Annotated in this window: 22 protein-coding genes, 2 pseudogenes and 1 CRISPR repeat array; of the genes and pseudogenes, 4 read left to right on the forward strand and 20 right to left on the reverse strand. The window is 39.6% G+C overall.

Annotated elements, in window-relative coordinates; translation table 11 throughout:
• Positions 1–474: 474 nt before the first annotated feature.
• The 3 genes and pseudogenes from GSM42_RS13860 to GSM42_RS13870 form a co-directional block, all read right to left on the reverse strand.
• Positions 475–561, reverse strand: a pseudogene (locus tag GSM42_RS13860) (helix-turn-helix transcriptional regulator); the annotation flags it as partial.
• Positions 562–911: 350 nt separating this feature from the next.
• Positions 912–1,619 carry a hypothetical protein gene (locus GSM42_RS13865; RefSeq protein ID WP_160802130.1) on the reverse strand — a complete coding sequence of 236 codons (708 nt, stop codon included), beginning with the start codon at positions 1,617–1,619 and terminating at the stop codon, positions 912–914.
• Positions 1,620–2,223: 604 nt separating this feature from the next.
• A complete protein-coding gene (locus GSM42_RS13870) occupies positions 2,224–3,387 on the reverse strand; it encodes a DUF475 domain-containing protein (protein WP_160802131.1) in 1,164 nt (387 codons plus the stop codon).
• Positions 3,388–3,946: 559 nt separating this feature from the next.
• On the opposite strand from GSM42_RS13870, the gene GSM42_RS13875 reads away from it, so the two are divergent.
• Positions 3,947–4,252 (forward strand): hypothetical protein, encoded by a 306-nt coding sequence (locus GSM42_RS13875; RefSeq protein ID WP_160802132.1) that lies wholly within the window; start codon positions 3,947–3,949, stop codon positions 4,250–4,252.
• Between the two features lie 577 nt (positions 4,253–4,829).
• On the opposite strand, the gene GSM42_RS13880 is transcribed toward GSM42_RS13875, so the two are convergent.
• Positions 4,830–6,296 carry a recombinase family protein gene (locus GSM42_RS13880; RefSeq protein ID WP_160802133.1) on the reverse strand — a complete coding sequence of 489 codons (1,467 nt, stop codon included), beginning with the start codon at positions 6,294–6,296 and terminating at the stop codon, positions 4,830–4,832.
• A gap of 219 nt (positions 6,297–6,515) precedes the next feature.
• Positions 6,516–7,445, reverse strand: a complete 930-nt coding sequence (locus GSM42_RS13885; protein WP_160802134.1) for an RluA family pseudouridine synthase — start codon at positions 7,443–7,445, stop codon at positions 6,516–6,518.
• Positions 7,446–7,796: 351 nt separating this feature from the next.
• On the opposite strand from GSM42_RS13885, the gene GSM42_RS21405 reads away from it, so the two are divergent.
• Positions 7,797–7,973 carry a beta/gamma crystallin-related protein gene (locus GSM42_RS21405; RefSeq protein WP_420821001.1) on the forward strand — a complete coding sequence of 59 codons (177 nt, stop codon included), beginning with the start codon at positions 7,797–7,799 and terminating at the stop codon, positions 7,971–7,973.
• Between the two features lie 149 nt (positions 7,974–8,122).
• Here GSM42_RS21405 and GSM42_RS13895 read toward each other — a convergent pair whose 3' ends face one another.
• The 5 genes and pseudogenes from GSM42_RS13895 to GSM42_RS20390 all read right to left on the reverse strand — a co-directional run bounded on the left by GSM42_RS13895 (position 8,123) and on the right by GSM42_RS20390 (position 10,523).
• Positions 8,123–8,599 carry a CarD family transcriptional regulator gene (locus GSM42_RS13895; protein ID WP_160802135.1) on the reverse strand — a complete coding sequence of 159 codons (477 nt, stop codon included), beginning with the start codon at positions 8,597–8,599 and terminating at the stop codon, positions 8,123–8,125.
• A 115-nt stretch (positions 8,600–8,714) separates the two neighbouring features.
• Positions 8,715–9,053, reverse strand: coding sequence for a YopX family protein (locus GSM42_RS13900; protein WP_160802136.1), 339 nt, complete (start codon positions 9,051–9,053; stop codon positions 8,715–8,717).
• Positions 9,034–9,680 (reverse strand): annotated as a pseudogene (locus tag GSM42_RS13905) (recombinase family protein). The gene GSM42_RS13900 and the pseudogene GSM42_RS13905 overlap by 20 nt, the downstream one beginning before the upstream one ends.
• Before the next feature lie 253 nt (positions 9,681–9,933).
• Entirely contained in the window at positions 9,934–10,188 is a 255-nt protein-coding gene (locus GSM42_RS13910; RefSeq protein ID WP_160802137.1) for a hypothetical protein, read from the reverse strand.
• 167 nt (positions 10,189–10,355) lie between these two features.
• Entirely contained in the window at positions 10,356–10,523 is a 168-nt protein-coding gene (locus GSM42_RS20390; RefSeq protein ID WP_202404928.1) for a hypothetical protein, read from the reverse strand.
• Between the two features lie 1,469 nt (positions 10,524–11,992).
• On the opposite strand from GSM42_RS20390, the gene GSM42_RS13915 reads away from it, so the two are divergent.
• Together GSM42_RS13915 and GSM42_RS13920 are read left to right on the forward strand one after the other, a co-directional pair.
• Positions 11,993–12,400 carry a hypothetical protein gene (locus GSM42_RS13915; RefSeq protein WP_160802138.1) on the forward strand — a complete coding sequence of 136 codons (408 nt, stop codon included), beginning with the start codon at positions 11,993–11,995 and terminating at the stop codon, positions 12,398–12,400.
• A 526-nt stretch (positions 12,401–12,926) separates the two neighbouring features.
• On the forward strand, positions 12,927–13,337 hold the full coding sequence (locus tag GSM42_RS13920) for a hypothetical protein (RefSeq protein ID WP_160802139.1): 411 nt from the start codon (positions 12,927–12,929) through the stop codon (positions 13,335–13,337).
• A 498-nt stretch (positions 13,338–13,835) separates the two neighbouring features.
• A CRISPR array of direct repeats spans positions 13,836–15,477; the repeat unit is 32 nt; unit sequence ATTTCAATCCACGCACCCATATAGGGTGCGAC.
• 159 nt (positions 15,478–15,636) lie between these two features.
• On the opposite strand, the gene cas2 is transcribed toward GSM42_RS13920, so the two are convergent.
• From cas2 to GSM42_RS13970, 10 genes are all read right to left on the reverse strand, one after another.
• Entirely contained in the window at positions 15,637–15,930 is a 294-nt protein-coding gene (cas2, locus tag GSM42_RS13925; RefSeq protein ID WP_160802140.1) for a CRISPR-associated endonuclease Cas2, read from the reverse strand.
• A 9-nt stretch (positions 15,931–15,939) separates the two neighbouring features.
• Positions 15,940–16,968, reverse strand: coding sequence for a type I-C CRISPR-associated endonuclease Cas1c (gene cas1c, locus GSM42_RS13930; RefSeq protein ID WP_160802141.1), 1,029 nt, complete (start codon positions 16,966–16,968; stop codon positions 15,940–15,942).
• Positions 16,965–17,624: a CRISPR-associated protein Cas4 gene (gene cas4, locus GSM42_RS13935; protein ID WP_160802142.1), complete on the reverse strand. Its 660-nt coding sequence runs from the start codon at positions 17,622–17,624 to the stop codon at positions 16,965–16,967. Before cas4 ends, cas1c begins: the two co-directional genes overlap by 4 nt.
• Positions 17,614–18,483, reverse strand: a complete 870-nt coding sequence (gene cas7c, locus GSM42_RS13940; protein ID WP_160802143.1) for a type I-C CRISPR-associated protein Cas7/Csd2 — start codon at positions 18,481–18,483, stop codon at positions 17,614–17,616. Before cas7c ends, cas4 begins: the two co-directional genes overlap by 11 nt.
• Positions 18,470–20,335: a type I-C CRISPR-associated protein Cas8c/Csd1 gene (gene cas8c, locus GSM42_RS13945; RefSeq protein ID WP_160802144.1), complete on the reverse strand. Its 1,866-nt coding sequence runs from the start codon at positions 20,333–20,335 to the stop codon at positions 18,470–18,472. Before cas8c ends, cas7c begins: the two co-directional genes overlap by 14 nt.
• The gene (gene cas5c / locus GSM42_RS13950) at positions 20,336–21,049 is read right to left on the reverse strand and encodes a type I-C CRISPR-associated protein Cas5c (protein ID WP_160802145.1); all 714 of its coding nucleotides are present in this window, start codon (positions 21,047–21,049) and stop codon (positions 20,336–20,338) included.
• Between the two features lie 15 nt (positions 21,050–21,064).
• Complete coding sequence (gene cas3, locus GSM42_RS13955; protein WP_160802146.1) at positions 21,065–23,467, reverse strand: CRISPR-associated helicase Cas3'; 2,403 nt, start codon at positions 23,465–23,467, stop codon at positions 21,065–21,067.
• A gap of 503 nt (positions 23,468–23,970) precedes the next feature.
• On the reverse strand, positions 23,971–24,129 hold the full coding sequence (locus GSM42_RS13960; RefSeq protein WP_160802147.1) for a helix-turn-helix domain-containing protein: 159 nt from the start codon (positions 24,127–24,129) through the stop codon (positions 23,971–23,973).
• A gap of 252 nt (positions 24,130–24,381) precedes the next feature.
• Positions 24,382–24,768 (reverse strand): hypothetical protein, encoded by a 387-nt coding sequence (locus GSM42_RS13965; RefSeq protein ID WP_160802148.1) that lies wholly within the window; start codon positions 24,766–24,768, stop codon positions 24,382–24,384.
• A gap of 101 nt (positions 24,769–24,869) precedes the next feature.
• Positions 24,870–26,063, reverse strand: coding sequence for a M24 family metallopeptidase (locus tag GSM42_RS13970; RefSeq protein WP_202404930.1), 1,194 nt, complete (start codon positions 26,061–26,063; stop codon positions 24,870–24,872).
• Positions 26,064–26,109: the final 46 nt, after the last annotated feature.

The raw sequence follows: 26,109 nt of genomic DNA on the forward strand, positions 1-26,109 counted from the left end.
CCTGCTCAAACTCTAGGATCACAAATAGACAGCATACATTCTCGGACAGAAGGATTGATCACCTTTGCCACTGATGCAAAATAAACTACTAACTTTTGATAGAGTTTATTTTCATCCTTAAAAATATTATAATGAAAGAGATAAGCAACCGCGCTTATCAAAAGAGAAAGAGAAATACATATGACAAGTCATGGTCAAAAGCATCCAGATAAATACTATGATCATCGGCATGACAGGCCGAATCATGAACGTGTCTGGTGCGATGTCCACAAGGATTACGTCGATATCGACACAAAGAACGGTCCTCGTGAATGTCCTAAGTGTCATGTAACATCTAGAATCTAAAAAAGAAATCAAGTGCGGGATGGTAGATCATTATCATCCCGCACGCCGAATGTATCCTTAACTTCCTATATACGATACAAATAAAACCCCTACCTCATCCAAAAACGGAATGAAGGCGGGGATTTTTCCTTATATTTTTAGCTCACCTAAACGAACCAATTCCACGACAGCTTGGGAACGACCTTTGACTGCTAATTTTTGCATCACATTTGCAATGCATACCAATAGAAAAATAATTTGCATAATTCATCAAGGTTAAACAAGTGATCTGCTGCATATTGAGATTTTGAAATGAACAATTCTGTCTCTACTTTATAAATCGTCGAAACAAAGGGCTACACCAATATATTTAAGGGCGTTCCACACAGGGATCAGAGAAACCCTGTCACTGAGCCAGAAAGTTAGACACCCAAAAATGGATATATGTTTGGTATTCAACCGGACACATACCCATTAATTTCCTTTCAGTCACTTTGTGATTGTAGTAATGAATAAAAATAGCGCGAGCTGACCTGCCTTTTTGAAAAAAGTAGACCAGCTCAATGCCGATACGAACCATGTACCAGCTATACTTGTGCCTTCCATCGCTTTGAACGAAACAGCCGCTCAAAGAAAAAGTGACACAAAAGCAACGGAAGTGCTAGCAAGGCATAGGCAGGAGCAATACCTAGTGATTGCCTTGCCACTCCCCAAATCGTTGAACCAGTTGCAGCTCCACCGTAATCCACCAAAGCATGGGCGGAAGCACTGCTACTGGTGTTGGGGCGCTTGACGGTTAGAATAATCCCCAGTCCAATTTGAGCAAAGCCCATCGCCAATCCGACGAAGATCAGGGTGTACAATGTTGGCCATACCAGGCCTGGGACCGCAAGCAGGACCAGAAACATCAAGCCTCTAACAACATGCTTATCTCCCCAGCGACCAACTGCCAGTGGAATCACAAGTCCAGCTAGTCCAGCCGCGACATTAAACATCGCTCGAACAGGCGCACCCATTGTCACCCCTACATCGAGGATAACATAGGTCATGACTACACCTTGTGCAATAGAAATTCCAAGGCTTGGCAGCACAAGCTGAAGCGTATCCCAGATTGAGATGTTTGAGTGTTCTGTATCTTTACTCTCCATCTGCTCTGGGTAACGCCCAGTGATCATGGTTTCCAGCAATCCCCACAAAGTCAAATAAATGGCGATTTGGAACCAGACACGAATAGAATGGGCGACGACAAGCGGACCTATAAATGCAAACAATGCACTCAATCCACAACTGACCACATTGAGTTTCGCCAGACCGCTTAGTTGGGATTTCTGATCTTGTGGGAGCATTTTCCTCGCACGCATACCACAAGCGATAATACCGACAGCACAGGAAAAGTCACGGATGCTCTGGCAGAACATCATCTCAACCCACCCATCGATATTATCATGCCACCATGCTGTCAAGAACATGATCGTCAGACTGAAGAGCTGTACTTGCCGAGTCGAGAAACGGCGCAACAATGGAGCAGCAACAATACCGCCCAGCCACATAAATCCCAGCGACAGACCCGAAGTCAGGCCAACCGCGGAAAGGCCTCCAAACTTCGTCTCAACAAACCCCATTCGTGTAAACCACGCTGGAATTGCTGAAGAATAAAAGTCCATATGGTAAACGATTGAACCCTCCGTAACCATCATCATTATCATGGGTGGGGTCCAGAATTTTGCCTTTTTTTGAGACATACTCTTCCCTTCGTTTGAGGACTGTTTTTATTATACAGCAAATAATTCAGAACACATATCCCTTATGTGATCAATAGGGTTTTCTCTATATATTCTCATGAAATAGCATCACTGCCCCCGCAACCTAATTGGCATACGGGGGCAAGATGAGACATATTTAGTTGTTCATCGCCAACACTCGAGTGCGCCGCTTCGATGAGTGGATAGACAATGCGATCAGCATGATACCGATGAGACTGGTGATGATCTCAGGAATATGGTACCGGATGCTAACCAAATTGATCACCGCCAATACGCCACACGTATAGTGGAAGCCGTGACTGATGTAAGCATAAGGAGTCCATAGGCGGTTGCCCACCTTTTTGAACCCTGTAATCTTAGTACGCCTTCCATCGCTCCCAGTTGTATAAAACGTACCTGGTTTGACTTGACGAATCCAGTAGATGTTGAGCACACAGACAAACATCGCTCCCAGCCCTAGTCCCAGCGACAGAAGAATGATATCGTTCGTGATACTAAACGCACCAACCATACCGTTGAACGAGCACTGCACGTTTATGATCACGAAAACGTGTAGCCTAATGAGCCCAACTAACTTGGTTTGGCCTAAGAGCATAATACTGATTGTAGCGAAGTGCTTCGTGAACAGGTACAGAAGCACACCAGCGGTTCCGCTGAACCACACCCAAGGATTCATATTAACATGAACTCCACCATACTGGTAGGCAAACTTACCAAAGTAGCCACTGGCAGTGATGATCAGAACCATTATGAAATAAATCATAAGTGACCGATCGAACGGGAGAAGAGACCACTTAGCCCACTTGTCTACCTGACCAACCTTAGCCAGTCGCTTCTCCAGCTGCTGCAGCCATCTACGCTCTCGCTCTTCGAAGAAGAAGTCAAAAAATGCCGCCAACAAAAACCCCGCAACAAATGAGGCGATCACGGGATGAGCGTCTGTCGTCATCTGTTGGTAGCTTGTCTTGTCGGTCAATGCCAGCGTGACCACGTCTACTGGATTGCGCCAAGCGATAATAGACACAATCGCAATTGGAAAAACCAGCTGCACCCCAAAAACAATGAGTGGAAGACCAATCCTAAGAAGAATTTTCCGCCAAAAGTCAGGAAAGTCGTTCGCCTTCAAGGAGTAAAAGTTGGAAATTGCGGTCTCGTAAGACACCGCATATAGAATTATTCCAACTGCCCCAACGAGTATGACTCCGATCCACCCGCCATAAGCGGCAGCCATGATCAAACCGAACACGGCAACCGCAAGCGACCAAGCGCAAGTTCGCAAGAACAGCATTTTTATTCCCATCTATGATATGATATCTTCTCTACTACACTATACATGAATCACTTGGGAATTTCAGATTTATATAAAAATAGCACAACATTCCTGGTTTTTATGTCTATTTAACCAATAGGTTATTCTCTAAGGTCTGGTAACCATTCTTGTATGAGCACACGAATATCGCCAGTGGGAAAAGATTCAAAGATATCTCTCGAATTGATTGAAAAGAATTACGTAAAAAAACAGTTTTGGATCTCATTTAAAGGATAAAAACACAATAAATCATTTACAAATTATCCTGTTAATTCGCAGGAAAACAGAGTATATCTATTACAGGAAGCTCACACGGATTTGAAAAAACCATGAATAAAACAATTCGAAGAGCCTTAGTTACATAGTAAATAACTCATACAAAAAGAGGCTCGCTACGTCCATGTATTGATAAAACGAGAATAACTAAAAACATAACAAAGTCCACCAAATGCACAGGTGTGAGCTATTTCATACTTACCAATTTTCGATACAATAAACTCATTCCAGTCGTCACACTCCATAAGGGCGTTTCGTCCGGAAAGGTAAGACCATGAGTGGTGGAACATACGAAAAAATTATCTTGGCTGAGGCTGAGGCAATCCGAGAGCTCCAAAAAGCGGTAGCCAACAAGAGTACTATTAAGAATCTTAAGACTCCCTGCGTAATCAAGGAAGTTAGTTCAGAAGAGCTCCTTTCCACGGTCAGGTACTCTGCATTCGTCTCTGGGGAGTGGAAGGAACTCAATCTTAACCTTCAAGATCACCAGCTCCAACTTCTCCTCTGGGAACTGATGGAGAAGGATCGGCTATACAAGAAAATGTATGGAGGATGCTCCTTTCTCTGGTTGGTTTCTTGAACTTGTTTGGGGCAATTTGCCTCCAATCACCCAAATGAAACCTCGTAAGGATATCTTCGGTGGTGAATTGGTCCTCCATTCCATTGACCTTGCTATGCTCGGACCTGGAGACATTGTTGTCTTGGTTGGAGAACTGATTACTGTGATCCAGTGAAAGACCGATAATCATTGGATCGTCGCTAAACGGATCCCGATGAAGCTCAATACCTAGCGGGTAAGCTCTTCAACTGTGTGACAATGTCCCTCGCACTAGATTCATTCCTCAAAGAATTCGAGTCTGGTGTGGGGGACATCGCATGTAAAGTCATTTTCCTCGTATATTGTCATCGTAAAGCAACTCACAGTTTCAGTGCCTTTGTCTATAGAATCATCGAAACAACAAAAGAAAATGGACTTCATCCTTTCGCCTAATTGACCCATTTATTTGAAGAACTTCCACAACGGAATATTCACGATTCATTCTCTTTCGATGATCTTCTCCTTTGGTCCGATGCGTTACCAGAACGGTCTCGCCTTCCAAAGGGAAAATAACAAAGCCCTGCACCTACTGACAGTTACATTTTTGTTACCCTATCTTCTATTCAACATGAAAGGAATAGTATATATCCATTTTTCCCTGCGGATGTACCACTACTCTTTCAAGGAGTGTTCTAAGCGCATGATGTAAATTTTGACTATCGTTGCTCAGCACATCAAACGCTTGTTTAATATTCTCAATTCTCTCCGTTGTGTACTCCTGTCTGGACAACTCAATCTTTTCATTTTCTAGGTTGTGGATTTTCCAATCAATTTCATCACGCTTTTGCTTAAATTCTTCTTTGCTAATCAATTGTTCCAAGTGCAGGTCAATCAGCTTTGCTGCTTTGTTCTTGAGATCATCTATCTCTTTTTCAACAACAACAAACCGATCATGTTTTTTCCCTTGGAATTGATCTTCGAAAGACAATTTCAACATGTAGCTCTTTTCTAATAACTGTTTAATCAAAAGTGCTTTTACATCGTCATATAGTATCGGACTATGATTTACACAACCAGCTTCTCCCATACGACGATACTTGCTGCATTTCATGTATCGATAGTCCTTTTTTTTCCCATTTGCAAGCAGTCTCCATGACAATAAGGGCACTATACTCGATTCACATTCACTACACTTTAGTATCCCACGAAGATCGTTCCATGGAGATATTTTCTTTTTCGTCTTGGTCAAGTTAGAATTAGCCCTCTCCCACCACTCACGACTGATAATTGGTACATGATGATCTTGAAATATGAGCCAACGACTTTCCGGATTTTGAATTTGTTTCTTTTTTCCTTCTACTTTCATTGTTGTGTATCTATTCAGCACAAAATCTCCACAATATAAACGGTTTCGAATAATCGTTTGCACCGATGTTACTTGCCATTTCTGTATTTCTTTTGGTTTCAAGTTCAGCTGATTTAATTTGTGAGTAATTGTTTTAAATCCCAATCCTTCATTTATATACCAATCGAAAATCATTCTCACAATTTCAGCTTCATCATCCTTAATATGTAATATTCCATCTTTTCGTGTATAGCCAAATGGTATCTTTCCAATATGCTGACCACGTCTAACCTTAGCAGCTAGTGCAGATGATATACTCCCTGATAACATTCTGCTGTAGTGATCCGCAAACATGGAAGACATTTCAAAACTCATATCATTTTTTCCAGCCACATCTGAGTCATAGCCTTCTTCAATTGATATAATTCGCACATTTCGCGATAAAAAAATTTCTCGTATTTCTAACGCATCCTTCAAATCCCTAGCAAGTCTGCTGATCGACTTGAACAACACCATATTAATTTCTTTTTTCTTTGCTTTCTCCAATAGTAGTTGAATCGCTGGTCGATCCTTAAAAATGGTTCCACTGATCCCTTCGTCCTTATACACGCTGTTTTCGTTCCATTCGTATCCCTGTCTTTCTAACCAGTTACGACATATATCGATTTGGTTTTCAACAGAGGATACTTGTTCATCTCGATCAGTAGAAACACGAACATAACATGCATATTTTTCGTTCATTGTTCTATGCTCCCTTTTTATTTATCTTTCAAAAACACATCATTCAAAGTCTTTCGCCATACAGTCATATCTACCACACGTTTTGCAATAAAAGTTCGAATTAGCCTCTTTTCGTACCTCAAAAATGTGGGATTTACACAAATACCATTATATGTCTCGTTGACCCTCAAACGCTGAAGGCTGATTTTGGGCCACGTAAACTTTTATTTATTCTCACAATTAGTTTTTCGTAGGTGTGCTTCGAAAAGGACTTAAAAACGACTTAGGGATTTTTGTTTCAAAACGTAGCAAGAGACCAGTTGTGGGATGTACAAACGACAAGACCTGAGCATGCAGTCCAAGTCGACCAATCAGTTTCATATGTGAACCATATTTCTTATCGCCTACTATGGAATGCCCTATATCCTGCATATGTACACGGATCTGATTTTTCCGTCCAGTGTCGAGACTCACCTTCAATAAGGAAAAGTTTTGATTGGATTTAATTACGTTGTAATGTGTCACAGCGAGTTTCCCATCATTCGAACGAGGACTTGAATATGTTTTGAAAGTTGTAGTCTCTTTCAACCAAGATGAAATAGTCCCCTCTTTTTTCTTTACCGATCCCTCAACGAGGGCAATGTACAGACGCTCCTGTACGATGTCTTTCCATGAATTTTGCATTGTTTGTTGTACATCTTTACTTTTGGCAAACATCATCACCCCAGATGTGTCCCGATCCAAACGATGCACGACAAAAATTCGGTTTTTAGGATTCCCTCTACGGACATGATCCATAAGCTGTCGATAGGCTGTTAATTCGTTCTCTTTAGAAGAAGAGACCGATAATAATCCTGCTTCCTTCTCAATTACGATGATATCTTCATCTTCATGTAAAATAATAACTCCTGCCATGAGCGATGTATTTGTAGTCTTTACCTTACGAATAGATACCGTTTGTCCAGGTTGTAACGGATAGTTGTACTTTGTCACGGCTTGATCGTTTACCAATACTCTCCCATGACTCAATAGGGATTTAACGGAGTTCCGGCCAAGATTTGATAAAGTATTCAATAAAAAAATCAGCAACTCCGTTTGTTCTTTAACTGTGTATTGCTTGATTGGAACCTGAGTTTGATTTGTGTTGCTCTTTCTTTTTCTTTTATGCATGTTGGTTAGCCTCTTTCTGTACAATCTGTTTCGTGATTATGAATAGTCAACACTTATAAACCTTCTTATTAACTTTGTTTGTTACTTTGCAGACAATCATTCTTCTTTCTTCTCGTTTGTTTCTTTCTTACTCCATATTTGATTAACACCAGACGCATACCTTCAGTGTTCCATTTATATGAAAAAAGTAATTCCATTGCTGTAATGCTTGCTTGTTCTCTTATTTGGCTGCTGCATTTGCTGCACCTCAACACCATCAGAAGAAAAATTCCTGTGTTACTTTGTTTGCCATATCAATTTCAAAGGGAGATCCATTCGATTCTGCTCCAATGACAGCACACTAGTAAAATAATATCGCTTTCATCTGCTAAAGTTTCCGGCGGTCATAGATCTGTACTGTATGAGAACATCAACTACAAAGGAGCTAAATGGATATTAAAGCCAGGGAAATACGCCAATTTCATCAAGAAAAAGCTAAGCAAGAACAGATCATGGAATGATGTAGTTTTCTCACTCTGTATTAGATAAACACAATAGTAAAAACCACATAACCTCTATGCACTTAGAGATCATGTGGTTTTTCTTATGACAAGGTTGTGCGCTAGTCTTCAGGGTTACTTCCAATTGTTGGGGAAATCGGGGTTCGTCGTTCAGTTGCTGATTCTTCCCAATTACATTTAACAGAAGCTTTTCATTTGATTTTCAGTGATTCCTTCAATTAATCCTAGTTCACTATTCAAAAATTCATATGCATTATCCAACATTTTTTTTTCACTTGTATTAAGTGTTTTTTCTTCATTCATACGCATTAAATCACGTATAACTTCCACACCTTCTTGCATTTCACCCGTTTTTAATTTATCCATGTTCACTTTATATCTTTGTTTCCAGGGAAGCAATCTATCTGATTCACCATACTGGAAAATGTGTATGATGTGTGTTAATTCAATTACATCAGTAACTGGACGTATATTTGAACTTAATATTTTATCTGTAGGAATCATTACTTTCATGTTACTAATAGACATCTTCATGACATAATATTGTTGTTGCTTACCCGAGAACTCCATTCTTTCTATGGCTTTAATTATACCTGCTCCGTGCATTGGATAAACAATGTTATCGCCAATTTGAAACAAATAATCCACCTCCAAATGGTAGCCTTCTTCAGTCTAACACATCTGGATTTTATTATCAAACGATTAATTTATCATAAAACAATTTACCATGTCAACGATTTTTCTTCCCCTAAGTCGACGTTTACTGGTTCTATGTCAATAATTCTGGATTCTCATGAATATTTCCAATGACCTCCAGACCTGAATTCAAGTAATGATCAATCGATATTCCTCTTTTGCCCCCAATCATAAAGCAACCATTTTCAAAACTCACGATTGCATTTTTTCGAAAATCTGTTTTTATAATATCCCCTTCATAAATTTCTTTCCCATTATGATCCAATAGACCTGTATACTGCATCAACGATATATCCGTATTATTAATCAGAGCCATAACTTCGTCGATTTGAGTTAATGTGTCTGGATAGTGTATTTTACCTTCTGGGAATCGTTTATCTTTAGCGAAGACTCTAAACTTTATTTCTCTCATAGATTAAGAAGCCTCCACGATTATGCTTTGAGTATTTTTTAAATTCCTTGAGGACTTTATAAAAAATGGTTTTCTTTAAATGGAGAAGTTTCATAAACTGAACCCCAGTTATTCCCTGTGATCTCCACTGTTTATAATTGTCCTGTAAATCTTTTTTTGCTCCTCAGAGATGGTGTCTAGATTCAACTGGAGTCGCCTTAGACGCTTACCGTTTTGCCTTAGCAACTGCAATCCCTTCTGCTTGTCACTGTCTGATTTTCTTTCGTTCCTGTTCAGCTACAAGAGATGATAGGCTAAGGAATTGGTCTTCCTTCAAACTTCTCCATATCTCCCATCGACTTGAATTGTCGACTATCAAACAGAGCACTGTTTTCCAATACGACGATATCGGCTTTTAGATCCCTAGTGATTTCTTTCCATTCTCTTAATAATGCCATCAATCAATGTAAATCAAGTCACGTTCTCGAATCAATCGCTTCATTGTATGATAGCTTGGACAATGAAAGTCTTTTCCATTTTTCTTATCGATTAAATCATTCGTTCCTTTATTCCAAGGTTCAGCATCTCTCTCACTTGGCGTTCTCCGTTTTGGTCTTTGCTCGAAACCCGGATATAATCCATTTGCATAATTTTCACCTTCCAAATATTCGCTCTTGAGTTAATTATACTTCAATTACGTCCGTAAATGTGTGTTTTAAGCATAATAAACGTTTATAATATTGTTTTCATGTTTTTATAAACCAAAAGTGACACATGAGACCATCTATCCTTCTCTGTGAATTGCAACCATTCTCCAAAAACCCCGAATACGTTATATAAACGACAGTCTGGACAGCAAGGCTCACTGTCCAGACTAATTATGTCTGCTAGATTTCACATTTTACTGTCGCCGTGTGATGCGAAGGATCGGACCCTTATTATCTTCAATGATTTCAGGTACTCCAATCTGAACACCTTCGCGGTTATAGACCTTCCAGTCATTCACCTCGGGATTTGGATAACCTTTCTTCACGGTAAATGTATTTTCATTCACCGCATAGGACAACTCGCGATCCGTTTCGAATCGGGAGTTGTGCTCCACAGTCCAGAAATCACGATACGTACTCCTAAGTTCAGATCGCCTCGGCTCGGCCATAATGCAAATCCTCTCGTGCAGATGACAGACTGTATTCTAGAGTCATTTAGTCTTATATCTGATTAAAACTACCTTCCTTCCATTTCTGGAATTGCCACCATTCCACCATCCTCCCGTATGTAAAATAAAAAGGCGTCCTATGACGCAAATCTCTAGCAAAAAAGGGGCTAACTATTTCCCACACGTTTTTTGGTCTCTTGAGTTATCCAACTTACAAACCTTGCAGGGTGCATATTGTTTTGTTCGAAATACGGTGCAAATGCTTCGTAAAAAGCTTGTTTGATATCTTTTGTACCGTATATTTCCTTGCCTATGCATAGTTTTGAATTCTTCAAACTAATCACCCCTTCCATTCAATGTATGCAGACATTCAATGTAAAAAAGCATGTCTTATTTAAAATTTGCATCAGTACAAATAGAGTGAATATTATGATATATTTATACCTGCTTTATTTTGTTGAAACGATTCAAAGTCCTAATTCGAGACCTGTTCCGAGTATGAATTCGAAGATATTCCATACTTCGGAGCAAACATAACAAGGATTATTAAAATGATTGCTGCAATAACAATCAAGAAACTGGAAAGCACGTATACAAGTCCGACTACATAACCTAGCACGATCAAAAAACCTGAACAAACGATCTGATATTGAGAGCGATTTCAATTTTCTCTTGTCCAACATTAGGAAACAGGTTGTTGTTATCATGATGAGACCTCCCATTTCGAAAGAGATTGGAAGAAATTATCCAGTTGTACAACAATCATTTTCATCTCCCTCAAAAGAAGATCCTACACCTACACTTAGTCTATATATGTCATTGGAATTATTCGAAGGAAACCTATCTCTTGTGACAAGGAGATAATGGTGGGTAAACCTGTAAATGAGGAAATCCCCATTAGACTTCACCTTAGTTAACACTACAAAAGAAGTACAAACATGGGTTTTGTTCTGAAGAAGCAGATGCGAAAAGAATGGGGAGTAAAAGTATTTCGTTGGCAGAAACACAGTTAATCTAGAAAAACAATGAAATTTCTAGGAGAAAAAGGAGTCAAATTCGTTCCACTCAAAGCTTCTCTTATATACATAGTTATATCCTTTATTGCTCCGAACCTACTTGGAGGAAAAAACAGTATTACTTCACTCAGAGGTAACGGATTTGAATGAATGACTCAGACTGTTGAATTAGAAAACATCTCCATAGAAAAAGCCGGAGAAGGAATCTGTAACACTGAGCACCCTAAATACATAGGTAATAAATAACCGTTCAAAAGTGATTTTCAAAGAGTACATATCATAAATTTGCTGAATTAAATATTCTTTTATATCCTCATACAGCATTGGACTATGACTCACTCAGCCTGCTTTGCCCATGCGCATACAGTTTTAATGAAACGATCCTATCATCTTACAAATCAAGATGTCATTGTACTCTTGGCATACTATTTTCCAATCCTTATGGTAATTTACTTAATCCCTGAATCAACGATATTTATATAGAGGTTGTTGCATATTCAATTGGAGCGAGGAGCAAAGTCACTGTGTTTTCGCGACTTCTTGATTTCTCTTGCTCACTGCTAATATCCTTTTTCCATATTTCTAAGACAGCAGGATGATACGATTTTACATTTTTTTCTTCTAATTTAATAAATTATGCTATAATTTAATTGATTTTGTAATTGCTTTTTATTTTATTTGATTTACAATTAGATTCAAGAGGGATATGCCTTTCATTAATATAGCTTCAATTATACTTTTTTCGCTTTGCAAACGCATACATTTCAACCAACTGGGAGGTAGACAGAATGAAGTTAATGAAAAAGGCCGTATTACCATTTCTTATTTCTATTTTCACACTATTGTTACCAGTTTCATCCGCATTTGCAGATTCTGAAGGGTGGCAGTTACTGACTTGGGAAGATACACATTATAATGACACTCTTCAAAAATGGATTACCGGTGTAGATAACGCACATGCTTCAGGATATGTAAGAATATGCAATGAATTAACCACAGGATATGATCAAATAATCACTATCAAGGAATACGATCCTGATAATGCAGATGATGTAATAGCCTCTAATTTGTATCTTGCAGGAAATACATGTCTTTCACGTAATATTCAATCTTGGGTAGATGGAACGAATGGACAAGCCGAGATTTATGTTCAAGTGAATCATGGTGGTTATAACCCGTTCTCTATTTGGGACTGATCACAAAGACTTCTGTTTCTTATGAAGTGCATCCCCTAAAATAGACATTGGAAAAATCCTTTGGTGATCTTATCTGATCCTGTTAGATAAATAGTTTGGAATAAACAACAAACATTCTAATCTCTTTCTAGCACTTTCATCTTAACAAGACGAGGAAAAGCCGTAACCTGACGTAGGTTACGGCTTTTTAGTATCTAAATGTTCTCGGTGGTTCTAATTTTAATCAATTGGGACGAAGAGCAAAATTCGCTTGATGTGTGTGTTTTCGCGTCTTCTTGATTTTCTTGCCCACTGCTATTTACTCTTTTTTTTCAATGTCTCTAAGACAGTAGAATGATAACATTTAACAATTTTTTCTTCTAATTTAATAAATTATGCTATAATTTGATTGATTTTGTAATTGCTTTTTATTTTATTTGATTTACAATTAGTTTCAAGAGGGATATGCCTTTCATCAATATGGTTTCTATTATACTTTTTTATTTTTGTAAACGAATACACTTCAAACAACTGGGAGGTAGACAAAATGAGTTTAAAAAAGACTGTATTACCAATTCTTATTTCCATTTTCACACTATTGTTACCAGTTTCATCCGCATTTGCAGATTCGGCAGGATGGCAGCGACTGACTTGGGAATCTACACATTGGAATTCCACTCTTAATGCTTGGATTACTGGTGTAAATAATGCACACGCTTCAGGATATGTAAGAATATGCAATGAATTAACCTCAGGAGGTAGTGGCAGACTTATCACTATCAAGGAATATGATCCTGATAATGCAGATGATGTAATAGCCACCAATAAGTATCTGGAACCACAACAATGTCTTTCACATTATATTCAACCTTGGGTAGATGGGGATAATAACAAAGCCGAAATTTATGTTCAATTAACTAATAATGGTTCATATAGCGCGTTCTCTATTTGGGACTGATCACAAAGAATACTTCTGTCTCTTATAAGTGCAACACCCTAAAATAGACATTGAAAAAAATTCTTTGATATCTAACCTGTGCCTGTTGCATAAGTAGTTGGAATAAACCAAAAACCCGAATCTTCTGGTAAGATGTGGTTTGCAACTTTATTCACTTGAAGAGCTAAAATTCCAATCTGTATTAGTCATTTCGAAAATTTTAAATTCGGTGCTGAACGCACGAGCAGCTCGTTGTCGAGCGACCGGTAGTAGTTACTGCTGGGACCATCCCTTCCCACTGTTAGAACCGGTACTCTGCAATTCCCCATAGCTTTAGGATTCAGAGTTTTTCACAGCAGCAGATGCATGGTCAGCAATTTCTGAACTTTCTCCGAGTTCCATCTCAACCCGGCATGTAGGTGCGTCAGGAATCATTTTTAGCACTTGCTGACATTTTTTATTTCAATCCACGCTATAGGGTGCGACGGCTATCCTTAGAAAGAAATTCACTAATAGCAAATTTCAATCCACGCACCCATATAGGGTGCGACCGATAAAGCGCTTAAACAAAAAGAATCCAGATGAATTTCAATCCACGCACCCATATAGGGTGCGACCCGGTGTTCCTACGGTTGGAGTTATAACCTCACCATCTTTGTCTATAGTGATTTATTTCAATCCACGCACCCATATAGGGTGCGACGCTATGTGGATTTGTATTCCTGCGAGCTTGGATTATTTCAATCCACGCACCCATATAGGGTGCGACATCTTTGACATCTGCTTCTTGTCGTATCGAACGTATTTCAATCCACGCACCCATATAGGGTGCGACGAAAGAGATATATCTAGGGTGTTTTATTATAAAATTTCAATCCACGCACCCATATAGGGTGCGACAAGAAGTCGCAGCAGGTTTAGAACCTACACAGAAAATTTCAATCCACGCACCCATATAGGGTGCGACTTCCAGCCTTACGACGTGATTGCAAGCCGTCCAGTATTTCAATCCACGCACCCATATAGGGTGCGACAGCGATGCAAAGTAACCAATCTCTATAAACAGAGATTTCAATCCACGCACCCATATAGGGTGCGACCGACAATGGCAGATTTCAAGGAAACGGGCGAAATTATTTCAATCCACGCACCCATATAGGGTGCGACCCGAATTACTAGCATCTTTAATGGATGTTAAGAAAATTTCAATCCACGCACCCATATAGGGTGCGACCAAAGCCACAGAAGCCAACAGAGCCACCAAAACAAATTTCAATCCACGCACCCATATAGGGTGCGACCACGGCGGTGTAGCTGGCATCGTACCGCCAAAATTTCAATCCACGCACCCATATAGGGTGCGACGCGTGGATAATCTCCCATGTGAGGGGGTTGCTTTGTTATTTCAATCCACGCACCCATATAGGGTGCGACAATACCTTCATTCCACAACATCCATCACATACTTATTTCAATCCACGCACCCATATAGGGTGCGACTATGAAGCACAACGCACAACAGACAAAGAAGTATTATTTCAATCCACGCACCCATATAGGGTGCGACCTGCTGATACTGTGAGAAGAATACGCGATGAAAAATTTCAATCCACGCACCCATATAGGGTGCGACTATGGTGACCACAAAGGACTCTGGTTCTTTGGTGATTTCAATCCACGCACCCATATAGGGTGCGACTCTGTAAGGAAAAAGGCATTAGTGATAAACGGATATTTCAATCCACGCACCCATATAGGGTGCGACTGCGCCGCTACCTCCTGGACAATATGCCATCCAGTATTTCAATCCACGCACCCATATAGGGTGCGACATGGGCTTTCTGGGAACCATTGTTATTAACTTTGATTTCAATCCACGCACCCATATAGGGTGCGACTTTTTGATTACCGATGCATCCAGCGGCTTGACAATTTCAATCCACGCACCCATATAGGGTGCGACAAAGCGTAATCGTGAGAAGTAACATCAAAATAATATTTCAATCCACGCACCCATATAGGGTGCGACATCGAAGCAAAGATAATTGTGCAGCAAACAAAATATTTCAATCCACGCACCCATATAGGGTGCGACGGAATACGGATTTATGGACGATCCCAGCAGAACCATTTCAATCCACGCACCCATATAGGGTGCGACAGCGATTTTAATACAAAAAGAACCAATCCCACATACTTTCCATATTCTATAACGATTTTTCCATTTTAAATTAAAAGTAACCGATATAAAAAGGGAACATATAGACGTCAAAATATGGTGCGAATGTCCTAGGAAATTCATGTGCGCTAGAGGTTCGCACTAAAAGAGCAATGGGCCCTCGAGATCAATCGAGGCTTTTGCTCCCAAGTGCTCTACCTTATTTTTATAATTAGAACCACTAATACGGTAAAATCTTAGGCTATCTTCCTCGACATTAATCACATTTGTAAGTGCTATTTTGAGAGCAGTGAATTGTGTGGTATTCATGATACACTCAAAAACAGAGTTTTGCACCCGTTGTCCATAATTTTGACAGAGTTGCGCTACTTTTCTCAAGCGTTTCTTTCCTTCTGCTGTAGTTGTACTCACATCATAAGTGACCAAGACTAACATCAAAAATCCCTACTTCCATAGCAATGGTGGATATTCGTCTAAATCCCCACGCAAAAATCGAGCCAATAATAAGGCTTGCACAAACGGAACCAATCCCCAAGATATTTTTTCTACCAAATAAGGGTGAGTAAGTTTCTCCTGTTGTTTTTCATGCCAAGCAGACAAAAATTTTTTTCTGGCTTCATCCGTCATGATCACCGAACCATTTTCTTGCTCAATAAAATCTCTTTTTTGCATCTTTTTCTTATTAATAAGTGATAACACAAAACGATCTACATAGACTCCTCGTAGCTCTTCCATTAGATCAAGAGCTAACGACACCCTGCCTGGCCGATCACGGTGCAAAAAACCGACATAAGCATCCAATCCTACCGTTTCTAGCGCAGCAGCAGTGTTTCCTGCAAGAAGTGTGTAAGCGAACGATAACATCGCATTCACCTTATCTGTAGCAGGTCTGCGTGAACGAGCATGGAAGTAGAAGTCTTCTTTTTGCTGTAAAATCATTTGATCAAACACTTTGTTATAACTAGCAGCAGCTTGTCCTTCCCAACCACGCAATTGTTCCAAATCGGTACAGTTACGTACTTCTGATAGTATCGTTGATAAATGCCGGGATATTTCTTTAAACTGAACAACATCGATACGTTGTTCATAGTCCCGTGTCATTCTCTCCAATATCCACTTATGGTTATGAATCTTCCCAGTAATAAAATTTCGTGCGATAGTGGTCGACTGTGTTTCATCTTCTGAGAGCAAATACTGCTTTTTTCGCAGTAATACATTTCCTTTGCTCTTACCAATCACTCGCGCCTGAAATCGTCCATTTCGCTTGAGAAATACTAGCGAAATATCTCTATCTGCACAGTAACCCATTAACGCTGGACTTGCTCCTGTATATCCAAAAGTGACAATAGATTCCAAATTATGTGCTGGAAAACGTTTTTTCTCCTTCTCTCGTTCTACGATGATGTTATCCCCTTGTAGAGATAAATACGCATCCGGTTCAATAACGAACAAAGTATTGAGCAGTTTTCTCACTCAGCAATCTTCCCTTCAATATAACTTTTGACTGACTGTTTGCGTAACAATTCAGGTAAACAAACGTGTTGAAGGGAACATTTTTTGCAAAAAGAACCTGTCTTCACTTTTGGCGTATGTTTGCGTTGATAGTACTGATGCATGCGCTGTGCTATAGCTCTTACTTTGTTCTTTATTGTGTCAGTTAATGGAATCTCTACTCGTCGCTTGATCGAATCATAAAATAGATAAGCAATCGGAACTTCACAAAGCAGCATTTCCTCCAAACAAATGGCCTGAGCTGCTAATTGTAAAATATCTTCATCTTCTTTCTTGGGTTTGCCACGTTTGTATTCAACGGGATAAGCGATGTAGGTTCCTTCCTCACCACTTAACTTTACTCCGTTGTCATCGCGCACAAACTCTACTACGTCACAAATTCCCGTAAACTTGAGCTCATGCGATCGAATCCGCATCCCTCTTACAATCAACTTATTTCCTCGTTTTTCCCTGATCAACGGTTGATCCGCATTGCGATGTAGATACTGCCCCTCGATGGTTCTATCATTTTCTGCCCATTGATCCTCGAGATAAATCAACGCCCATTGGCGTTGGCAAAACTGGAAATGTTGAATACCAGACAACCACAGATACTCATCTTCCTCACTATACCCCATCGATGATTTTAACCTTTAACCCTGGAATGTCACTGTCATCAAGCTCAATCGCATAGTCGTCAATCGTATTTGGTTCATCTGTTTTACTTTTTATTTTCAACGCACGATGCACTTTCGCTGAGGAATATTGGCCTAGTTTTGAACTATGCTCCCACCAATACACCTTGTACACTTCCATGCTACCTTCTGGCCTAGCTGAGGAAACATCATTCACAAATAACGTGCGCAGCGTCTCTTTGATCTTTTCAGCATCTTCGTTACTAAATTGCGTTTTTTCTGCCAATTGTGTGTTGATACTGCCATAAAAGACGTAAACGCCAAAGTCTACCCGATGTTTCATTCCCATCGTGTCGGATCCTTTTATATCGCTTGTCTCACTATTTACACTTTTGGTGATTTGCATACTGGAAATATCAATCGGATCTATACTGGTTGCTGTATGAATAGAAACCGGTCCTCTCACTCCAACTGATACTCCTTTTCCTTTCGCCTTACCCTTAAAAGAGAATACCTGCCCAAAACTTCTTACATCGATCCATTCTTGACAAGCAATACTTGCAAACAGGTCACTCACATCCTGTTTTTCCTGTAGCAATTTCTCTAATTCTGGATGAGCTTCCGCCCGTGCTTTCAAACTACTGTATCCATCTATTTGTTTGTCATTAGATTGAACAAACACCATTTCACCCATATCAAGTAATCTATTACGGATTTTCCGTTTTATCGCAACATCAGATATCTCACCATGACCGTCATAGTCTTGACGAGGACGGTTACCATTCAATGGATCACCATTAGGATTAGCTTTATGCACCGTTAACACAACCGCGAAATCAATTTTATGATCAAGACTCATCATTACTTATCTCCTTTTTCCCAAACTCTTTTTGATACAATGCATACCGCTGACTGTAAAGACCATGTAAATATTTCCCGGACAACGATTTGTTATTAAAATCTTCCACCTTTATTTTTGCACCAATCTGATCAATCAATTTGTTCAAATCTGCAGCTCTTGCTCCTAATTTCACTTGATATGGTTGCAGTGCAGCTTGGATCATTCCCCAAGTACGCTCTGGATGTCGATGAAAAGCATTCATATAACGAATCGCATTCGTTGCGCGTTTTTCCGTCTTATCCATTGCCCTTCGCTCTAAAACGTCAGCAACCGCAAGCAACCGCCCAAATAAATAACTACGATCTTCATTTGTCAGATCTAATTCCACTCCAACTCCTCCTTGTTGTTTATGAATTAGTGCACAGGCTACACTCAATGCCTTTTCCCACTCGCCTTCTTCTTTAAAAGCCACAGGATTAGAAGCACGATGGAAAACATTGCGGATGATATCATTTGGAATCGCTCGTCCATCAATAATGCATGGTAGAAAACGTTCCATCAATCCCTTTACTACTTTTTCATTTACCTGTGGTCCATAGGCGGCTAGGGCAATATTTTGTGTAGATGGAGCACCCAAGTAAGTTCTTCCTTGAAATGGATGTAACCAAACACATGTAGTGTGCCAATTCTTCAATTGTTCTAAGTAGTCGTCACTTCGTAACTGACGATAGTAGAGAACAGCTAATCTACCAGGTGTTGCCGAATCAAGTACAATGATATTGACATTGGGATCAGCTGATAAATCATTTTTTCGCCCTTCAATTGCATTGGCTACCTGTTTAGCGTAGTGTTCAAAAGTATAGGTTTGTTTCGTTGATTGTGTTTCAAATCCAATATTCAACGCAGCAAGTGTGTCTGCCATTGGATCAGGAACAGATTCAACACGGTTGCCCCAAACGAGAAAAACACGATTATCAATGATTTTCGCTTGTTTTTGAATTAGCCACTTTAACGCATTATGTGCCTTCTGTGATACATCATAGCTAATATTTGCAGCTTGATTGGCAATATCAAATCTCCCTCGAAAAGTAAAGCCATTATTATCATTGGAAGAAATGAGCTTCGCTTTGTCACCAGCATGTCTGATTTTGTTTGCATGTCTGTATGTGCTAGCACGGATTTCGCCAGTGACATAACAATAATCATTTCCATGCAGCTGCTTGTGATAAAAGCGAATAAAAGATGTATACATCTTCTGATCTTCCCAAACTTTTGGTATTTGTTTTTGAGAAGCGTAAACACGAAAACGGATAAAAGCACCATCTATACTTTCAGTGATTGTCTGGAAAATTTGCGGTTTATCTCCTCTTGTTTTATCCCATTTTTCAATCAGTTTATTGTTCTCATCTACATGAAGGATACCTTCTTTGATCAAATCAGCAATCAATGCCCGTTTCCGCACATACTGATAAATACTTTTCACTTTCTCATCAGCATGAATCGAAGTAGCCCACTGTTTTAATTGTTCTAAGTAATGAGCAAAAGGCTTCTCCCCTTTGCTGCCTCCATAATCAGCAAAATCACCTGCAACATAACTAAGTTTGTCATGCAAAGGGTACGGCGCTATCTTTGAGCCTGATCGGCTCGCGGAATCCTCTGTACAAGGAATAACTGTGACATCACCCTTTTTCCCAAGAATGTTAGCTGTGAGAAAATTCCCATCTTCACTAATCAAGACCTCGATATGAGCTGTTTGTGTCGTATGGGAAATAGGTAAAAGTGTATATGTCTGATCATTATTTCTCTTCAAGAATTTACCCACTTGATCAAGATTCGCTTGATATGTTTCATAAAGCTGTAGTAAATAACTCATTTATTCACCCCCTAACTCTGACCATAATTCATCTGCTGATTGTATATTGGATACATCAAAATTTTTCATTTTCCAATCAGAAATCGAGCGAATTGCTGTACATTGATCAGGTCGGATAAACTCGATAACACCGTTTTTCATCACTGGATTCCAAAGACGAACTTCTAATTGTTCACGGCCTGTCTCATCTGGATAATTGATACCATGAACCATTGTTCCAAAATGAATTTCATCGTCGACATCATAAAACCCCTCACCTTCACCAAATACACAAGGTTCCACATAACCTTGGCATTCACGTGTCCCAAGGAAAATGTCTCGTCTCCCACCCACAGCTAACGACCGTTTGAATATGTTGTGATGCTTATGTTCGTTGTGATCAAAAGCTAAATCCGGACGATGAGGATTAAAAATAAAATGGGCTCTTACTTGGTAACAAACATCTCGCAGGTAAGTATAGTTAGCTAGCGTATTTTTGCCATCATTATATTCAAGCGGTCGCACTCCTTTGGATTCCATCTGAATGCGATTCATCACTCGTACCGCATCTACTACCATCAGTAAAGTTGGCTTCCAATAAATACTTTCTACAATACCTTTTAAAGCTTGATAAGTTGGAACTTGGTACGATAATTTTTCCCCACCTAATTTCATTAGTGGATCGGTAAATAGAGCATAGTTTCCAGTAAGTTGAAATTCCACACTGTTACGCAATCTTTCTCACCTCACTCATCCAAATAATGATCCTGACACAGTGTCATTTTGCACATCTACACCGTACGATTTATTATATGCAGCGTCTTTGAGCACAAAAATCTTGTCATCGTAGGAAATGATCCCTCCGTTTTGCATCAATTGCTGTTTTTCGTACTCAAATAACTCAACTGTATAAGTCTGGGCTCGCTGCAACCACTGACTAAGTCGGTCAATCGTACTCCCTCCACTAAGTTCAGCAATGATGTCACTGCCATCTCCATATGGCACAATCACCGAAGTTGTCTGGTTATCGATCACACGAAAATGCTTCGCCGCCGTCCCATAGCTATGGGGAAGTACAAGTGGAAAAGCTACTTTTTTTTCGTTCCGATAGGAATTGTAATAACTACTCGTTGTACGCGAAGCAAACAATAACTCCGTCATCTCTTTTTTTGATCCCTGAACGTCAATAGAGTAATTTAGATCATTTTTAAGTTCTTCATAGAACTCCTGAAAATAGCGGTTCATCGATCGTGGAGATAACAAATCATCATGCGCTACCTGCCTTTGTTTCCGATCTATAAGAATCCGTTTCGCTACTTCTTTTCCAATGCGAATTTCTTTTAAACTATTGTGATTTAAATTCTCTTCTTCATGATCAATGATATATACATCACCAATTACCCGTTCTCCATGCCGATTACACCTGCCAGCTGCCTGTGCAATCGAATCCAACCCCGCTAATGAACGAATGACACAAGAAAAGCTAATGTCCACTCCTGCTTCTACCAACTGGGAACTGATGCAAATGACTTTTTTCTTTTGATCCAAGTAATCTCTCATTTGTTCCAGAATGTCTTTCCGATGTGCGGCACACATTGCTGTACTCAAATGAAAAATAGGAATATCCAGGCTTTGATCTTTCAGGAGTTCATAGAGTCGTTTCACTACTGTCTTCGTATTTAAAATAACTAAGACACTGTCCACATGTTTCATACGTTCAAAAACAAAGTCAGCGAGTTGTTCGCTGCTCCACGATTTTTCTGTCGCATTATCGACAATATTTACTCGTTTAAACGCTTCCACAATAGCAGGCAATTGTTTAACCAATTCCCCATCTGAATTGATATCTAATTTTTGCTCAACAAAATCAAGTGCAGGTTGTGTTGCTGTACAAAGAACAATACTTGCACGTGCATATGTTTTTAAAAAATTAAGCGCTTCATTGAATAGAGAAATGCAGTGAGTAGGAACTTTTTGTACTTCATCAAAAATCAACACCGCATTGCTTAGTTGGTGCAATCGGCGGATATTACGTGTTCCGTAAGCATAAAACACATTAAGAAATTGAACAATTGTAGTAAAAATAATCGGCGAATCCCAGTTATCTTTTGACAGTGTTAACGCATCGGTAACACCATCTTTTTGTTCGTCATCTTTTTCATCGATAATGACATTGGAATGATGTTCTAAAATATTGGCAGGATCTTGCAAAATATCGCGTACAGTTGCTGCATTTTGCTCGATAATTGTAGTATAGGGAAGGATATAAAGAATACGTTGTTTGTGGTGTAGTTTTGCATGTTTTAGGGCATAGCGTAAACTTGTTAACGTTTTGCCACCACCAGTAGGAATAGATAGCGTATAAATCCCCGATGACTTTGCGGCGAAGTCTTCGCACTGTTCTGATAAATAATTTCTGAGTTTGTTTATCTTCGTATCGTTTGCAAAAGATTGAATTTCGAGCATCAATCGATCATAATACACACTCCATAACGACTGCGAATTGATGAAGTGTACAGTTGTTTGTTGCTCTTCAAATAAACAAGTATTGGTACGATCAGCATCGATCAGAGCACTAAACACAAATTTGGTTAAAAACGACATTTTTTTTTCGAAACTAAACACCGATTTACTTCTCAAAAAAGTTTCAAGTTCATCAACTGCACGACCGACGTAGACTTGGAAAGTTTGTACATCCATCACTTGGTCGAAAAATCGCTGTTTGGTTTGTTCAAACTCATCTAATGGTTTTTCTGCGCGCTTCAAAAAATCCGACTCTAAATCCGGTGTAATGAAATCTTTTAAATAGGAATGGTGCGAGAAAATTGCGTTACCAACTATTTCTGCAAGCATCATATAAAATGGCTGATCAGGTTTATGAAAATATTCGTATAATAACCTGCCTCCAGCTGTCGAATGATCAACACTCCCTCGACGTGGCGCGTAATCTGGATGATGAACGGCTTTAAATATATAATCACGAAACTGGGTGGTATATTTACCTAAATCATGAAGCAATCCCGCGAGTCCCGTAACATGCCTAATCCCCAACTTTTCCCCATATTCCTCCGCCAACTCTTTTGCTTCTAGCAGGTGCTGTTCTACAGTTTGTACCTGTTTATCCTTTTTTCGGATATGGGCAATACTATCCATCTAATCCCTCCTTTTTGTACTATGAAGATAAAACATATTATAAGAATACTATAATTTTGTCAAATCTTTTGTGGTGGACCAGCGTAAATAAATTACCTATTTTTTAATTAAACTAATGCAATATGTATGAATGCCCTATTTTTGTCCATCTCCTCAACAAGGTGGATATTCTATAGTTAAACAATGAAAAAAAGAGATGTTTAAATAGCAGTTTTTTTCCGATATGAAATTGGGGAAAGACCGTTAAATTTTAAGAGTTTATTAATGGATACGAAATCCATAAAACTGTTTTTACCAGTAGTCAAATTGAATGTTAAGCCTGATCGCAGAACGCAAATTGTGTTTATTAAAACAAACTCTACTGCTTTTGGCAAGGAAAAGCGTACTACCCAAAAATATGATATTTCGCAACCAGAAGTTCTACGAAAAAAGTGACAAAGACAGTGATTCTGATAGCGGATCACTGTCTTATCTAGAATAAGCATCAAAGAATATTTTATTTATCAAAAGGTACACATCACATTACTGATATGATTACGAACGGTTTTCTCACTGATAAACAATTGACCAGCAATATCTTTGGTGGTCTTATCTTGAACCAATAACTCAAATACTTCCCTCTCCCGATTGGTAAGCAGGGTTTTTCCCTTCTGATTGTGCAACTTCTATGCCACCCTTCCTTGCTCGAGCATTTGGATATGAGGGTCAGGGATTCAGTCAAGTTATCTTATGAGACCATCTACCTATGGGTGAGAGCAAAAAAGGAAATTTAGGCGAATCACTTAGTTTATGGAGACGAAGTCAAGTTATTTATATCTTGAATATACTTGAAATAATAAACAATTACCGGTTATATAAAAATGGGGCGCCCATTGGATATGGGCGCTGGACAGGGATTGACCCTAACCTGTTCCCTACTTGGCGTAGGAATCGCTCAGACGGGAGTAGAGAATCTCCAGATTCTCGTCGAGCAGAACATCCCACGGTACGCGGCCACTTCGCTTGTTGATGACCACCTCACCCTTGTCAGGGATCGTGACGGTGGACTTCACGCTGTCGAAGATCACACCGCTCCCGCGGAAGATCAGAGTGCCGGACAGACGAATGCCAGTGGACACATCCAGCGAACCGATGATTTTCACGGAAGGAGGCTGGTTCCCGGTTACCGGCTTCTGGTGAGCCGTACCCTTGAGGTCGACGCCCTTGAAGCTTGCCGTCACTTGGTACCAGCAGTCCTTTTCAATCGGAAGGCCCATCAGCGTGAATGCGTTGCCACCGAAGTTCTCTCCAAATACAATCACTCTGTTTTTCCCCTTACCTTGCGTAGGAAACTCTTGCTATCATTGTAGCATCCGTATTTCCAAAATACTACTAAATCATAGGCAAGTGAACCTAAACCAATCTAACCTTCTACTACTATAATTGCCTCACTCGAAATCGACAAAGATTCTAATCCATCACTTTTTACGACATAGGTATTTTCAATTCCTACTACTCCTCTACCAGGAAACGTAAACTTAGGTTCTATCGCGATTACCATATTCTCTTGCAACGATTGTTTGAAACCATTTGCTAAAATAGGTAGTTCATCGATTTCCATTCCAACTCCATGTCCCAGAAACTTTGCTTGATCATCTCCAAAGCCCATGAAATGAGCCTGTAAGCCTGCTTGTTCTACCATCTGAAGTGCATGTTGATACAAAGATTCCCAAGAGACACCGGGTTTTCCGAGTTTCTCAACTTCACGCAAAATATTGCGGCTTACTTCATATGCTTGTAAAAGATCATCTTGCAGAGAACCGATGACCGCAATTCGCGTTTGGTCTACCATATATCCTTCCACGACTGTACTAAAATCGAGTAGAATCGGCTCATTTTTAGCTAATTTTTTATAACTTGCACCTTGTGGGCTAGCCACGGTCAAACCTAAACCTCCAGCGGGACCATCAAAGTAAGTTGGTGTTGCTGCAGCAGATCCTGATGCAATCATTCCAAGCGCAAGTTCTTGGTTATATCCACGCATACGGTTGAGATTTATATTTCCACGAACACGTAAATACTGCTCTATTTTCGCTGCTAGTTCCACTTCTGTCATATCTATTGAAATCCAAGAGGGTAAAAGCTGGATTACTTCATCTACTAGATGTGCTGCTTTCCTGATTTGAGTTTGTTCATACTCCGATTTCACAGATCGTTGTAAACGAATGAGGGAAGATATATCTTTGATTTCCGTATTTAACATCTGTTGATAACGTACTCCAAGCTGATATGGCAGCACATCCAGCTCCAACCCTAATATAGAAGGCTTACCAAAATGAGCTTTTATTCGATCTCCCAATGTTCTCATTCTTCCTAATGGTTCTACTTCAATAGAGCTTTCCTCTGAGGCACGGACCACACTTTTTTTCACATAAAAGATAGGATCGCCAGCAACTGGCACATAGAGCAGACCATTTTGCATAGACCCTGTGAAATAAAAAATATCTACATTTTGAGTTATCAATGCTGCTGATATTGCTTGATTTTTCAACTCATTTTTCAGGGTTTCGATACGAGCCATTATTTCTGTTTTAGAAATTTTTGTAAGAAAATTCATCGTTATCATCCTCTACATAGAAGGAATTTTTTGGTGGAAAGATAAT

The sequence above is a fragment of the Shimazuella alba genome (assembly GCF_009831235.1).
GTDB classification, from domain to species: domain Bacteria; phylum Bacillota; class Bacilli; order Thermoactinomycetales; family Thermoactinomycetaceae; genus Shimazuella; species Shimazuella alba.

Coding starts and splice junctions, on each gene's coding strand:
- GSM42_RS13870 (WP_160802131.1), bottom strand. CDS start 3,387: ATGGGAATAAAAATGCTGTTCTTGCGAACTTGCGCTTGGTCGCTTGCG.
- GSM42_RS13875 (WP_160802132.1), top strand. CDS start 3,947: ATGAGTGGTGGAACATACGAAAAAATTATCTTGGCTGAGGCTGAGGCA.
- GSM42_RS13880 (WP_160802133.1), bottom strand. CDS start 6,296: ATGAACGAAAAATATGCATGTTATGTTCGTGTTTCTACTGATCGAGAT.
- GSM42_RS13885 (WP_160802134.1), bottom strand. CDS start 7,445: ATGCATAAAAGAAAAAGAAAGAGCAACACAAATCAAACTCAGGTTCCA.
- GSM42_RS13900 (WP_160802136.1), bottom strand. CDS start 9,053: ATGAGAGAAATAAAGTTTAGAGTCTTCGCTAAAGATAAACGATTCCCA.
- GSM42_RS13910 (WP_160802137.1), bottom strand. CDS start 10,188: ATGGCCGAGCCGAGGCGATCTGAACTTAGGAGTACGTATCGTGATTTC.
- GSM42_RS13915 (WP_160802138.1), top strand. CDS start 11,993: ATGAAGTTAATGAAAAAGGCCGTATTACCATTTCTTATTTCTATTTTC.
- GSM42_RS13920 (WP_160802139.1), top strand. CDS start 12,927: ATGAGTTTAAAAAAGACTGTATTACCAATTCTTATTTCCATTTTCACA.
- cas2 (WP_160802140.1), bottom strand. CDS start 15,930: ATGTTAGTCTTGGTCACTTATGATGTGAGTACAACTACAGCAGAAGGA.
- cas4 (WP_160802142.1), bottom strand. CDS start 17,624: ATGGGGTATAGTGAGGAAGATGAGTATCTGTGGTTGTCTGGTATTCAA.
- cas7c (WP_160802143.1), bottom strand. CDS start 18,483: ATGATGAGTCTTGATCATAAAATTGATTTCGCGGTTGTGTTAACGGTG.
- cas8c (WP_160802144.1), bottom strand. CDS start 20,335: ATGAGTTATTTACTACAGCTTTATGAAACATATCAAGCGAATCTTGAT.
- cas3 (WP_160802146.1), bottom strand. CDS start 23,467: ATGGATAGTATTGCCCATATCCGAAAAAAGGATAAACAGGTACAAACT.
- GSM42_RS13970 (WP_202404930.1), bottom strand. CDS start 26,063: ATGAATTTTCTTACAAAAATTTCTAAAACAGAAATAATGGCTCGTATC.